Genomic DNA, 13,005 nt, shown 5'->3' on the forward strand with positions numbered 1-13,005 from the left:
ATTGAACGCGCGGCGAAGCAGCAGGTCATCGGCAAGGGCCTGACCCGGCAGGGGGTGGAACTGCACGCCGTACCAGCGCTTTTCTTCGTTGGCCATGGCGGCCACCGGAATGCGGTCGGTGGTGGCGGTGATGGTGAAGCCCGGCGGCGCGACGGAGACGTGGTCGCCGTGGCTCATCCAGACATTCAGCTTCGGCTCGCCGCCGTGGTCGCTCAGGCCCTTGAACAGTGCATCCGGGTTGATGACGTTCACTTCGGCGTGGCCGAACTCTCGCTGGTCGGCCGCTTCGGTTGCACCGCCCAGCTGTGCGGCCAGGGTCTGCATGCCGTAGCAGATGCCGAAAATCGGCAGGCCGCTGTCGAACACTTCCTGCGGCGCGGCCGGGGCGCCTGGCAGCGTGGTCGATTCCGGGCCACCGGACAGGATGATGCCCTTGGCGCCAAACGCGGCGATGTCGGCCGGGTTGTGGTCCCAGGCCCAGATTTCGCAGTAGACGCCCAGCTCGCGGATGCGGCGGGCAATCAGCTGCGTGTACTGCGCGCCGAAATCGAGGATCAGGATCTTGTCGTTATGGATGTTGGTCATGGCGCCCTGGCAATGCAGTAGGGAAAACGAAAACTTGGAATGCTTTTTCAACAGCACATAGAGAAAGAGGAACGGGAATCAGCTTCCTCGTTCCTCTTTGCCCGGCCCGCGTCAGGCGCGGTAGTTCGGCGGTTCCTTGGTGATCGTCACGTCGTGGACGTGGCTCTCACGCTGGCCGGCGCCGCTGATCTTGACGAACTTCGGCTTGCTGCGCATGTCGTCGATGGTGGCGCAGCCCACGTAGCCCATGGTGGCGCGCAGGCCGCCCATCAGCTGGTGGATGATGCCGCCCACCGGGCCGCGGTACGGCACGCGGCCTTCAATGCCTTCCGGCACCAGCTTGTCGGCGGTGGCGGCGTCCTGGAAGTAGCGGTCCTTGGACCCCTTTTCCATGGCGGCCAGCGAACCCATGCCGCGGTAGCTCTTGTACGAACGGCCCTGGTACAGCTCGGTCTCGCCCGGCGATTCCTCGGTACCGGCCAGCAGGCCGCCGACCATGATGGTCGAGGCACCGGCGGCCAGCGCCTTGCCGATGTCACCCGAGTAACGGATGCCGCCGTCGGCGATGAGCGGGATGCGGTCCTGCAGGGCTTCAGCCACCAGGTCGATGGCAGTGACCTGCGGCACGCCGACACCAGCGACGACGCGCGTGGTGCAGATCGAGCCCGGGCCGATGCCGACCTTGACCGCGTCCGCGCCGCTGTCCAGCAGCGCCAGGGCTGCTTCGCCGGTGCAGATGTTGCCACCGATGACCTGCACGTTCGGGAAGTTCTTCTTGACCCAGCTGACGCGGTCCAGCACGCCCTGCGAGTGGCCGTGCGCGGTATCGACCACGATCACGTCCACGCCAGCGGCGACCAGCGCTTCCACGCGGCGATCAGTATCACCACCCACGCCGACGGCAGCGCCGACCAGCAGACGGGTCGACAGATCCTTGGCAGCGTTGGGGAAGTCGGTGTTCTTCTGGATGTCCTTGACGGTGATCAGGCCGCGCAGGGCGAAATCATCGTTGACCACCAGCACCTTTTCGATGCGGTTGCGGTGCAGCAGCTGCAGCACTTCATCGCTGGCGGCGCCTTCCTTCACCGTGACCAGGCGATCCTTCTTGGTCATGATGTGGCGGACCGGATCGTCCAGCTCGGTTTCAAAGCGCATGTCGCGGTGGGGACGATACCGGCCAGCAGGCCGTCGCTGCCCACCACCGGCACGCCGGAGATGTTGTGCGCCTGGGTCAGGGCCAGCACGTCGCGGATGGTGGTTTCCGGGCCGACGGTGATCGGGTCGCGGATGACACCGGCCTCGAACTTCTTGACCTTGGCCACTTCCGCGGCCTGCTGTTCCAGGCTGAGATTCTTGTGGATGATGCCCATGCCGCCGAGCTGGGCCATGGCGATGGCCAGGCGGGCTTCGGTGACGGTATCCATGGCCGCAGACAGGATCGGAAGCTTGAGCTTCAAGTCTCGGGTCAACCGCGTTTCGAGGTTGACGTCCTTGGGCAGGATGATCGAGTGGGCGGGGACGAGCGAGACGTCGTCGTAAGTGAGCGCTTCAGCCTGGATGCGCAGCATCGGCATACCCGAGATGTGGGGAAGCGCGACATTTTACCCCTTTTTCACGCCCCATGGGAGGGGGTGGATGCGACGCAGTGTCGCGCGGGCAGCGCCGATACCCCCCGCCCTCGGACGGAGCAATGGCAACCCCGTGCCAACCAAGGTTGGCACCTACCAGAAGCCGGCCATTGGCATGTTTCTGGTAGGTGCGGACCGTTGGTCCGCACAATCCATCAGGCATTCTTGCCCCAGCAGGATCCCCTTTCCCCGGCAATGTGCCGACCAACGGTCGGCACCCACCAGGAGGCAGCTGGCACCCGCCCAAAGCGGATCAGCTCAGCGCTTCCGCCGCTTCCAGGGTGTTCTGCATCAGCGTAGCCACGGTCATCGGGCCGACGCCACCCGGCACCGGGGTGATCCAGCTGGCCCGCTGCGCCGCGGCCTCAAAGCCGACGTCACCCACCAACCGGCCGTCATCCAGCCGGTTGATGCCCACATCGATCACCACCGCGCCCGGCTTCACCCACTCGCCCGGCACGATGCCGGGGCGGCCCACGGCCACCACCAGGATGTCGGCGTTGCGCACGGCCTGTTCCAGCACGTCCCTGGGGGTGAACTTGTGGCAGCTGGTCACCGTGCAGCCGGCAATCAGCAGCTCCAGGCCCATCGGCCGGCCGACGTGGTTGCTCACGCCAACGATGGTGGCGTTGCGGCCGCGCACGGGCTGGTCGGTGTGGCCCAGCAGGGTGGTGATGCCGCGCGGGGTGCAGGGGCGCAGGCCGAATTCACGCAGGGCCAGGTGGCCGACGTTTTCCGGGTGGAAGCCGTCGACGTCCTTGCGCGGGTCGATGCGCTGGATCAGGCGGCGCGCGTCGGGAATGCCCGGCAGCGGCAGCTGGATCAGGATGCCGTTGATCTTGGGGTCGGCATTGAGCTGGTCGATCAGGGCCAGCAGTTCGGCTTCGCTGGTACCGGCCGGCAGATCGTAATCGTAAGCCTCGATGCCGACCTTTTCGGCCGCGCGGCGCTTGTTGCGCACATACACGGTCGAGGCCGGGTCGCCCCCCACCAGCACCACGGCCAGACCGGGGCGGCTGCCACCAGCGGCTACACGCGCGTCGACGCGCACCTTCAGGCTGTCGAGCAGGTCCTCGGCAATGCGACGGCCATCGAGGATGCGGGCAGTAAGCTGGGGGGCGGAGTCGTTCATCGAATGCGGGGGGGCAGGCGGCGGCGGGGACTCTATTGTCCCTGATTCAGGCCCCCTCGCCCACCGGGACATGCCCGGTAGTGCCGGCCGCTGGCCGGCAATCCTATGAACGCGGCAATGCCGGCCAGCGGCCGGCACTACCACCAGCGCGGGGTCAGAGCCCTTTCCGTTGGAAAGGTTTCTGACCCCGGGCGGTTATTCCTCTTCTTCCGGCATCTGGTCCGCATTCAACGTGCGGGCCTTGCGCTTGGGCGCGGTGAACGGGGTCGGCGTGGGCACGCCCGGCAGCGCGCTGCCAAACACCATGTGCGCACCGGCACGCAGGCTGCCACCGGCCATTTCCAGCTCGAAGCGTTCAGCGTCGCGCTCGCGGATCTGCTGCGCGATCTCCTGCGCGTCATCCTCGTCCGCGCCCAGTTCCATCAGCGCGGCCTGCCCAAACAGCAGCGCCGATTCAAACGTTTCGCGGATCTGGAAATCGACACCGGCATGTATCAACCGCAGCGAGTGCTCGCGGTCGAACGAGCGCACCAGCAGCCTGGCCTGCGGAAACTCATGCGCCACCAGTTCCACGATGCGGTCAGCATCCTCGGCGTTGTTCACGCACACCGCAATCGCCCGCGCGGTACCGGCGCCGGACGCATGCAGCACATCCAGGCGGGTGCCATCGCCGTAATAGATCTTGAAACCGAAGCGCTCGGCGTTATGGATCATGTCCACGTCGTTGTCGATGATGGTCACGTCTACGTCGCGTGCCAGCAGCGATTGGCTGGCCACCTGGCCGAAGCGGCCGAAGCCGATCAGCAGCACGCTGCCGGACAGGCCATCGGCGGCGTCCACGCCTTCCAGGCTCACCTCGGGCTTGGGTGCCACGCGCTTGTAGACCAGCACCACCAGCGGAGTCAGCGCCATCGACAGCACCACCACGGCGGTGAAGTTGGCATTGATGTCCATGTTGATGACACCCGCACTGGCGGCGGCGGAGAACAGCACGAAGGCGAATTCACCGCCCTGCGCCATCAGCACGCCACGGTCCATCGCCTGCGCGTGGTCGCTGCCCATCACTCGCGCCACCCCATAGATGCACAGCGCCTTGGCCGCCATCAGCGCCAGCACCAGGCCGACGATCATCGGCCAGTTGCCGGCCACCACCCCCAGGTCCAGCGCCATGCCCACGCTGAGGAAGAACAGGCCCAGCAGGATCCCGCGGAACGGCTCGATGTCGGCTTCGATCTGGTGGCGGAAGGTGGATTCACTCAGCAGCACACCGGCCAGGAACGCACCCATTGCCATCGACAGGCCGGACAACTGCATCAGCAATGCCGCGCCCAGCACCACCAGCAGCGCGGCGGCGGTCATCACTTCGCGCGCTTTCGATTCGGCCAGCAGGCGGAACAGCGGATTGAGCAGGAAGCGGCCGACCAGCACCAGGCCGACGATGGCACCCACACCGATGGCCACCGACAACCAGCGCGAACCTTCGCCGCCGGTGCTGCCAGTGCTCGGCGCCATCCATGCCACAAGGGCCAGCAGCGGCACGATCAAGAGGTCTTCAAACAGCAGGATGGAAACGATCTTCTGCCCCGACGGCAGCGCGATGTCGCCGCGTTCGGCCAGCAGCTGCATCACCACCGCGGTGGAGGTGAGCACGAAGCCGGTGGCACCGATGAAGGCCACCTGCCACGGCAGGCCGAACAGCTTGGCGATGCTGGTCAGCACCAGCGCACAGGTCGCGATCTGCAGCGTGCCCAGCCCGAAGATTTCCTTGCGCAGGCTCCACAGGTGCGAGGGCCGCATTTCCAGGCCGATGACGAACAGGAACATCACCACGCCCAGCTCGGCCGTGTGCAGGATCGCCTGCGGGTCGGAGAACCAGCCCAGCCCGAACGGTCCGATCGCCAGGCCGGCAGCGAAGTAACCCAGCACCGACCCCAGGCCGAGCCTGCGGAACAGGGGCACCATCACCACCGCCGCACCCAACAGGGCCACGACCTTGACCAGCTCGCTGGTCGCTGCTTCTACCGCCATGCGGTGCATCCCCGAAAACCGAAATCAGCCTCAACGATAGAGCAAGTTTTCTAACGGCAATAGCATGGGCGTTGCGTTTGCTTGTACTGGAAATGGAACGATGGAGGGATTGATGCCCGTCATCGTTCCGTAATCGCCAGCATTCATCCACGCATGGCGTGGATCTACTGCACCCACACCCATGGGTGCCTGGACGCCCGTCACCATCCCGTAGATCCACGCCATGCGTGGATGACCCGCCGACCGGATTCACCCGCCCCGGCAAAATGCGGCGTAATCGATATACCCCGGGAACGGCACGCCCGGCGCGCAGACGGGGCACTGCGGGTCGGGCGCAATCCGGCTTTCGCGGAAGCGCATGCCCAGCGCGTCGAACCGCAACAGCCGCCCCACCAGCGGCTCGCCGATGCCCAGCAGCAGCTTCAGCACCTCGGTGGCCTGCAGTACGCCAGCCAAGCCGGGCAGCACGCCCAGCACGCCCGCTTCGGAACAATTGGGCGCGAACTCCGGCGGCGGCGGCTCGGGGAACAGGCAGCGGTAGCACGGTGCCACGCCACGCTGGCGGCCCGCGTCAAACACGCTTACCTGTCCGTCAAAGCGCTCGATGGCGGCATACACCATCGGCTTGGCGTGCTTGATGCAGGCGTCGTTGAGCAGGTAGCGCAGCGGGAAGTTGTCCGAGCCGTCCAGCACCACGTCCACGCCGTCCAGCAGGCGATCGACATTCTCCGAGGTCACCCGCTCGGGCACGGCCTCGACCTCAATGGACGGGTTCAACGCCAACAGCCGCGCGCGTGCCGAATCCACCTTCAGTTGTCCGACACTGGCGTCGGTATGCACGATCTGCCGGTGCAGGTTGCTGCGCTCCACCCGGTCGTGGTCGGCAAAGCGCAGCTGCCCTACCCCGGCCGCCGCCAGGTAGAAGCCAGCCGGCGCCCCCAGGCCACCGGCTCCCAGCACCAGCACGCGCGACTGCTGCAGCCTGCGCTGGCCGACCTCGCCGACCTGCGGCAGCAGCAGGTGACGCGAGTAGCGATCAAAGAAATCGCGGTCGGCGGCATCCAGCATCGGCTGCACCAGCGGCAGCGCCTGCTCGCGCCAGGCCACGGTGCCGCCCGTCACGGAAGCCACCTGCGTGTAGCCGGCCGCCACCAGCGCCTGCGCGGCGTCGGCCGAGCGTTTGCCGCTCTGGCAGATGAGGAGGATTTCCTGGTGCTGCGCCGGCAGGTGCACAGCCGGGTCGGCCAGCAGATCGTCCTTGGCCACGCCGCGCGCACCCTCGGCCATGCCACCGGCACGCTCGTGCGCGTGGCGCACATCGATCAGCACGGCACCGTGGGCCACGCGCGCGCGCGCCTGCTGCGGGGAAAGCTCTGGAATGCTCATGCGCCCATTGTAGGACGGCCACCGGGCGCGGATGGACGCGGTAGAGTCGACCGTTGGTCGACTGCTCTTGGCGGAAACCCGAAACCCCGCGCTGCGCGCGGTAGTCGACTGACAGTCGACTCTACCCCGTCGGTTCCCCCGGTTTCTCCCGTCGGTTTCCCTGCCGGTTTCCCCGTCGGTTTCTCCCGTCGGTTTCTCCCGCCGGTTTCCCTGCCGGTTTCCCCGTCGGTTTCCCCGCCGGTTTCCCCACCGGTTTCTCCGCCGGTAGCGCCGGGCCATGCCGGGCGAGCGCAGCGGCGCGCAACAATCCGCCGGGCGTGGCCCGGCGCTGCCAACAAAAAAGGCGGCCCTGCGGCCGCCTTCTCGTGAATCATTTCCCCTTGACGTGCTTCATCAAGCGCCGCTTGGCCTTGACCTGCCGCTCGGTGAGGACGTTCTTCTTGCCCTCGTACGGGTTGGTACCCTCGCGGAAGATGAAACTCACCGGGGTGCCGATCAGCTTGAAGCGCTTGCGGAAGAAGTTTTCCAGATAGCGCTTGTACGATTCCTGCAGTTCCTTCAGGCGGGTGCCGTGCACGATGAAGGTCGGCGGGTTGGCGCCGGCCGGGTGCACGTAACGCAGCTTGGACACGTGGCCGCGGATGGTCGGCGGCGGGTTGGTCTCGTACGCCACTTCCAGCGCCTTGTTCACTTCGCTGGTGGTGAAGGTCTTGTTGGCCGATTCGTGTGCGCGGTGCACCGCACGGAACAGCTCACGCAGGCCCGAGCCATGCTTGGCGGAAATACGCACCGATTCGGCCCACGGCACGAAGCCCAGCTTCAGCGACAGCAGGGTCTCGGCCTGCTCGCGCTGGTACTCGGTCAGGCCATCCCACTTGTTGATGGCGATGACCAGCGCACGCCCCGCATCGAGCACCGCGCCCAGCACGGTGGCGTCCTGGTCGGTCACGCCTTCAGTGGCGTCCAGCATCAGCACGGCCACCTGGCACTGCTCGATGGATTGCATGGTCTTGACCACCGAGAACTTCTCGACGACTTCGTCTACGCGCGAACGGCGGCGCAGGCCGGCGGTATCGATCAGGCGGTACTCGCGCCCGTCACGCTCCAGGTCCACGGCGATGGAATCGCGGGTGGTGCCCGGCACGTCCGAAGCGATCATGCGCTCTTCGCCGAGGATGCGGTTGACCAGCGTGGACTTGCCCACGTTCGGGCGGCCGACGAAGGCGATGCGGATGCGGTTGGGATCGTTGTCCAGCTCTTCGCCGCTGCCTTCTTCGGGCAGGCGCTGGATCACTTCGTCCAGCAGATCGTCCAGACCCTGGCGGTGGGCGGCCGACACGGTCAACATTTCGCCGAAACCGTAGCGGGCGAACTCCGAGCGGACGCTGTCTTCGTCGGTGCCGTCGATCTTGTTGATCAGCAGCAGCGTCGGGCGCGACAGCTTGCGCAGCCAGGCCAGGATCTCATCGTCCATCGCCGAGGTGCCCTCGCGGGCATCGACGACGAACAGGATCAGATCGGCTTCCGCCGCGGCGGCGCGGGCCTGGCGCGTGGTGGCGCCGGCCAGGCCCTCTTCTTCCTCGGCAATACCGCCGGTGTCCACGACGAGGAAATGGTTGTCCTCGTCCAGACGGCAGACGCCGTAGTTGCGATCACGGGTGACGCCGGGCTGGTCGTGGACCAGGGCGTCACGGGTGCGGGTCAACGCATTGAAAATGGTTGACTTGCCGACATTCGGCCGTCCAACCAGGGCGACCAAAGGCAGCATCGCGATTACTCCGTATTAATTTGCCAACCGGAACGCGGTCAGCTTGCCATCAACATTCTGCACCAGCAGTACCCCGTCGACGACGACCGGCTGGGCCAGCAGGGCGTCGCCGCCGCTCTTGGCCCGTGCCGCCATTGCGCCGTCGGAGGTCTGCAGCCAGTGCAGGTATCCCTTGTAGTCACCGACCACTACGTAATCGCCCTGCAGGACCGGACCGGTCAGCGAACGACGCGCCAGACCGGTCTGCGACCACATCGCCGCGCCGCTGGCCTTGTCCAGGCCGAACACGCCGCCCTTGGGGTCGGTGACGAACACATTGCCCGAAGACACCGCCACGCCGCCGGCACCGCCGTGGTCGCGCGCCCATAGCGGGCGACCTGTCGGGCCTTCGATGGCCATGGTCTGGTTCTTGAAGCTGCTCACGAACAGCGTATTGCCGTCCAGCACCGGGGCGCCGTCCACATCGGCCATGCGCTCCAGCTCGGTGCGCCCTTCCGGGCTGCCCACGGTCTGCTCCCACAGGGTGCGGCCGTCCTGCATGGCCAGGGCGGCGACAGCACCGTCATCCTTGCCGATGAACAGCACGCCCGGGCCGGTGACCACCGGCGCGTTGCCGCGCACGGTCAGCGCCGGCAGCTCGCTGGGGTTGAACCACTTCTGGGTGCCGTTGGAGGCTTCGAACGCGGTGACGCGGCCATCATTGCTGCGCACGAACACCAGGCCCTGCGACACGGCCGGGGCCGAGATCACTTCGCCCGGCACACGGGCGCGCCACTTCTCGCTGCCATCGTTGATGTCCAGCGCGATCACCTGGCCATCGAGGGTACCGATGACCACCAGGTTCTCGCCGACACCCGGGCCGCCGGACAGGCGCAGCTTGGCCTTCTTCTTTTCCTTCTGCGGCTCCCAGGTCCAGACCTTCTTGCCGGTCTGCAGGTCCAGGGCATGCACGCCACCGGTAATGGCTGCGGCGAACACGTGGCCGTTGGCCACGGCCGGGCCCTGGCGCACGCCGATGCGGCGCTCGCCCTTGCCAAGGTTGACCGACCAGGCCTTGTTGACCTTCAGGGTCGGCTCGAACTTGACCAGTTCCGCCGGCTCCTGTGCCTTCTTGGCGGCGGCATCCTTACCGGCGAACCAGCCCTTCATGGTGCTGCAGCCGGTCAGTGCCATGCCCAGCAGCAGGACGGAGGCGACGCGCGTAATCATGACCTTCTGACTCATCAAACCGACTCCGCAGGGGCGGCGGCGACAGTGCCGCCAGCGTCCATTACCTTGGTTTCCAGCACACGCCGCTGCGGCGCTGCCACGTCCAGCGTCTTCAGCGCTTTCTCATAGTGTTCGCGGGCCGCATCACGCTTGCCCTGCGCCAGCAGCGCATCGCCCTGGATTTCCAGGCTGCTGCTGTCGGTGGCGCTGGCCAGCATCTTGATCGCCTCGTCGCTCTTGCCGGTGGCCACCAGCAGGCGCGCCACGCGCTGGTCGACCACGCGCTGCAGGTCGCCTTCGACCTTCACGCCGCGAAGGGTGGCCAGTGCTTCTTCATTCTTGCCCGCATCGACCTGGGCCTTGGCCAGCTGCAGCGCCGCCAGGTCGCCGTAGATGCTGGACGGGCCAGCCTCCAGCGCCTTGACCGCCTTGGCAGCGTCGTCCAGCTTGTTGCCCTGCAGGCCGACCAGCGCCTTCTGGTATTCGACATTGGCCGAGGCCAGCTTGCCGCCCTGGCTGGTCTGGTACCACTGCCAGCCAGCAATGGCGCCGATGGCGATCACTACGCCACCGAGGATGCTGGCGCCATTCTTCCGCAGCCAGCTGCGGACACGTTCACTTTGTTCGTGCTCGTCGAGCAGATCGTCGATCGCCATGCGTACTCTCGCCCCGCCCATAGGGAGGGACCATTGGGATTATCGAAGGTGGTGAAACCGCGCCTCAGTGTGAAACCGGGACAACGGAGCCTTCAGAGGATACCTGAAAGCGGGCCACGTTGGCTCGCTGGTAGGGGGTGAGATCGACGATAGCGCCGTTCTGCTGAACCTGGACCGCCGAGGCATTGCCCAGGGTCACGCGGCCGACCTGGCCCGGGGTGAAGCTGCGGGCCTGCCCGGCCTTGATGAGCGCCTTCTCGACCGGGCTGCCGTCCGGGCCGGCGATATCGACCCAGCTGTCACCATTGAACTGCAGTTCCAGGTTGGCGCTGGCGTTGGCCGCAGCAGCCGGGGCCGGACGCGGCACCGGGGCCAGCGAAGCCACGTACGGGGTGGCAGCCGGCTTGGCGGCGGCAACCGCCGGCTCGGCACTGGCAGCCGCCGGTTCATTGCCGACCGAGGACGGGGCCACCGGCACGGCCGCCGGCACCACGTCCAGCGAGGCCGTGCTCGGGGTGGCCGGGGTGTTGTCGAAGTGGCCGCGGGTGGCAAACCACACCGGCACCGCCAGCACAGCGGTGATACCGACGTACAGCACGCGTCGGCCGAGGTTCTCGGCGATACGGCGGGCACGCGGGGTATGGGTATGGCTGACCAGGGTGGGCGGGACCACCGCGCCGACCTGGGCCTGTTCCAGCAGCTGGCTGATATCCACGTTCAGCAGGCGCGCATAGCTGCGCAGCTGGCCGCGGACGAACACCGGGGCGCCGAGCTTCTGCCACTGTTCTTCTTCAAGCGACTTGACCACCTGGACCGGCATGCGCAGACGCTGGCCGACATCTTCAAGGGTCAGTCCGGCCGCCTCGCGGGCCTGGCGCAGGCGGGTGCCGCAACCGGCCGCAGTGTCGAGAGCGCTCACAGTCTGGTCATCAATCACAATGCATCAACCCTGGAGGTTAGGAGCCCGCGTCCTGCGGAAATTCCTGTCGAATCCGCTGAAGATAGCGATCGGATGCCGCCTGATCGCCCAGTCGCGCCTCGATTTCAGACGCAAGTTGTAACACGGAACGCGTGGCCGGTGCAGCCGCAATCCTACGTTCGGCGAAGGCGCGCGCCTCGAAGAACTGCCCCCGGCGGAAGTTGAGCTGCGCCATCGCCTCGAGGGCGACCGGGTTGGCCGGCACCGTGACCAGCGCCGCACGCAGGTCGCGCTCGGCCCGCTCCACCTGGCCGGCATCCAGCGCACAGCTGCCGGCGTTGGCCAGCGCTGCACCGGAGGAGGCATTGCCCGGCACCTGCAGCGCCCGGTCGAACCACACCAGCGATTCGGCAGCATTGCCGTGCTGGCACAACCAGGCACCGTAATTGTTGAGGACGTCGCCGCGCTGCGGGGCGAGTTCGGTGGCGCGGCGGAAGCCTTCGCCGGCCTGCTGCTGGCGGCCACGACGGTCTTCGATGCCGGCCATCAGCATGATCGCGTCCACGCCTTTGGGCTGCAGCTTCAGTGCCTGCCGCACCTTGCGCCCGGCCTCGTCCAGCTTGCCTTCCTGCATGTCGCGGGCTGCCAGGGCGAGCTGGTCCTGGTAGCGGAACTCCTCGCGTACCCCAGGTGCATCACGCACGTGGCGCTCCGGGGCAACCTCGCCGCCACGGGTGTATTCGTCGGGAAGCTGGGACTTGGCGGTCTTGCTGCAGCCACCGGCCGAAACGGCCAGTGCCCCTGCAATCAGGACTGGCCAGAGACGGTCACGCGGCCGCATCGCTCCCCTTCCCCGCCTGCAACGTCTTGTTGAATTCCGCCTGGCGGCGGGTGCGGTCCATCACCTGGCCCTTGAGCTGGCCACAGGCGGCGTCGATGTCGTCGCCACGGGTGCGGCGGACCATCGTCAGCACGTTGCTGTCGAGCAGGATCTTCTGGAAGGCGCGGATGTGCGCTTCTTCCGAACGCTCGTAGCGGGTGCCGGGGAACGGGTTGAACGGAATCAGGTTGACCTTGCCCGAATCCTTGGCCTGCACCGCGTTGTCGAACTGGCGCATCAGGCGGGCCAGTTCACGGGCATGCTCGGGCTTGTCGTTGATGCCCTTCATCAGGGTGTACTCGAAGGTGACCGACTCGCGGCGCTTGTTGGCGCGCAGGTAGCGGGCACACGAGGCCATCAGTTCGGCAATCGGGTACTTCCTGTTGAGCGGCACCAGGGTCTCGCGCAGCGCATCGTTCGGCGCATGCAGCGAAACGGCCAGCGACACATCACTTTCGCTGGACAGGCGGTCGATCTGCGGCACCAGGCCGGAGGTCGACAGGGTCACGCGCTTGTTGGCCAGGCCGTAGCCCAGATCGTCGCGCATCACGCTCATGGCGCGCACGACGTTGTCGAAATTCATCAGCGGCTCGCCCATGCCCATCATCACCACGTTGGTGAGGCGGCGCATCTGGTGCGGCACGTTGCCCAGGTGGCGTGCGGCAACCCAGACCTGGCCGATGATCTCGGCAGTGGTCAGGTTGCGGTTGAAGCCCTGGGTCGCGGTGGAGCAGAACGTGCAGTTCAGGCCGCAACCGACCTGCGAGGACACGCACAGCGTGCCGCGGGTCTTGTCGGGGATGTACACGGTCTC

General features: G+C 66.8%; 11 protein-coding genes and 1 pseudogene. All 12 read right to left on the reverse strand.

Annotated features, from left to right (window positions below):
• A partial coding sequence (gene guaA, locus ACQKDV_RS14625) for a glutamine-hydrolyzing GMP synthase (protein WP_427784621.1) occupies positions 1-585 on the reverse strand: 585 nt, incomplete at its 3' end.
• Between the two features lie 111 nt (positions 586-696).
• Positions 697-2,153 (reverse strand): annotated as a pseudogene (gene guaB, locus ACQKDV_RS14630) (IMP dehydrogenase).
• Positions 2,154-2,466: 313 nt separating this feature from the next.
• Positions 2,467-3,345, reverse strand: coding sequence for a bifunctional methylenetetrahydrofolate dehydrogenase/methenyltetrahydrofolate cyclohydrolase FolD (folD, locus tag ACQKDV_RS14635; RefSeq protein WP_427784622.1), 879 nt, complete (start codon positions 3,343-3,345; stop codon positions 2,467-2,469).
• Between the two features lie 195 nt (positions 3,346-3,540).
• Entirely contained in the window at positions 3,541-5,373 is a 1,833-nt protein-coding gene (locus ACQKDV_RS14640) for a monovalent cation:proton antiporter-2 (CPA2) family protein (protein WP_427784624.1), read from the reverse strand.
• A gap of 30 nt (positions 5,374-5,403) precedes the next feature.
• Positions 5,404-5,598 carry a hypothetical protein gene (locus tag ACQKDV_RS14645; protein ID WP_427784626.1) on the reverse strand — a complete coding sequence of 65 codons (195 nt, stop codon included), beginning with the start codon at positions 5,596-5,598 and terminating at the stop codon, positions 5,404-5,406.
• A 24-nt stretch (positions 5,599-5,622) separates the two neighbouring features.
• The gene (gene moeB / locus ACQKDV_RS14650) at positions 5,623-6,759 is read right to left on the reverse strand and encodes a molybdopterin-synthase adenylyltransferase MoeB (RefSeq protein WP_427784627.1); all 1,137 of its coding nucleotides are present in this window, start codon (positions 6,757-6,759) and stop codon (positions 5,623-5,625) included.
• Positions 6,760-7,129: 370 nt separating this feature from the next.
• A complete protein-coding gene (der, locus tag ACQKDV_RS14655) occupies positions 7,130-8,527 on the reverse strand; it encodes a ribosome biogenesis GTPase Der (protein WP_008264979.1) in 1,398 nt (465 codons plus the stop codon).
• A gap of 15 nt (positions 8,528-8,542) precedes the next feature.
• Positions 8,543-9,751, reverse strand: a complete 1,209-nt coding sequence (gene bamB / locus ACQKDV_RS14660) for an outer membrane protein assembly factor BamB (RefSeq protein WP_427784629.1) — start codon at positions 9,749-9,751, stop codon at positions 8,543-8,545.
• Positions 9,751-10,392 carry a YfgM family protein gene (locus tag ACQKDV_RS14665; protein WP_427784631.1) on the reverse strand — a complete coding sequence of 214 codons (642 nt, stop codon included), beginning with the start codon at positions 10,390-10,392 and terminating at the stop codon, positions 9,751-9,753. Before ACQKDV_RS14665 ends, bamB begins: the two co-directional genes overlap by 1 nt.
• A 64-nt stretch (positions 10,393-10,456) precedes the next feature.
• The gene (locus ACQKDV_RS14670; RefSeq protein ID WP_427784632.1) at positions 10,457-11,329 is read right to left on the reverse strand and encodes a helix-turn-helix domain-containing protein; all 873 of its coding nucleotides are present in this window, start codon (positions 11,327-11,329) and stop codon (positions 10,457-10,459) included.
• A 19-nt stretch (positions 11,330-11,348) separates the two neighbouring features.
• A complete protein-coding gene (locus ACQKDV_RS14675) occupies positions 11,349-12,152 on the reverse strand; it encodes a type IV pilus biogenesis/stability protein PilW (protein ID WP_427784634.1) in 804 nt (267 codons plus the stop codon).
• Positions 12,139-13,005: 23S rRNA (adenine(2503)-C(2))-methyltransferase RlmN (rlmN, locus tag ACQKDV_RS14680; protein WP_427784636.1), on the reverse strand; the 867-nt coding region annotated here is incomplete at its 5' end. The genes ACQKDV_RS14675 and rlmN, both read right to left, overlap by 14 nt.

It is taken from the genome of Stenotrophomonas sp. NPDC077659, assembly GCF_050268705.1.
GTDB lineage: Bacteria > Pseudomonadota > Gammaproteobacteria > Xanthomonadales > Xanthomonadaceae > Stenotrophomonas.

Excerpts from the sequence above, each read along its gene's own strand:
- folD (WP_427784622.1), bottom strand. The coding sequence starts at position 3,345 with ATGAACGACTCCGCCCCCCAGCTTACTGCCCGCATCCTCGATGGCCGT.
- bamB (WP_427784629.1), bottom strand. The coding sequence starts at position 9,751 with ATGAGTCAGAAGGTCATGATTACGCGCGTCGCCTCCGTCCTGCTGCTG.
- ACQKDV_RS14640 (WP_427784624.1), bottom strand. The coding sequence starts at position 5,373 with ATGGCGGTAGAAGCAGCGACCAGCGAGCTGGTCAAGGTCGTGGCCCTG.
- moeB (WP_427784627.1), bottom strand. The coding sequence starts at position 6,759 with ATGAGCATTCCAGAGCTTTCCCCGCAGCAGGCGCGCGCGCGCGTGGCC.
- ACQKDV_RS14675 (WP_427784634.1), bottom strand. The coding sequence starts at position 12,152 with ATGCGGCCGCGTGACCGTCTCTGGCCAGTCCTGATTGCAGGGGCACTG.
- ACQKDV_RS14665 (WP_427784631.1), bottom strand. The coding sequence starts at position 10,392 with ATGGCGATCGACGATCTGCTCGACGAGCACGAACAAAGTGAACGTGTC.
- ACQKDV_RS14645 (WP_427784626.1), bottom strand. The coding sequence starts at position 5,598 with ATGGCGTGGATCTACGGGATGGTGACGGGCGTCCAGGCACCCATGGGT.
- der (WP_008264979.1), bottom strand. The coding sequence starts at position 8,527 with ATGCTGCCTTTGGTCGCCCTGGTTGGACGGCCGAATGTCGGCAAGTCA.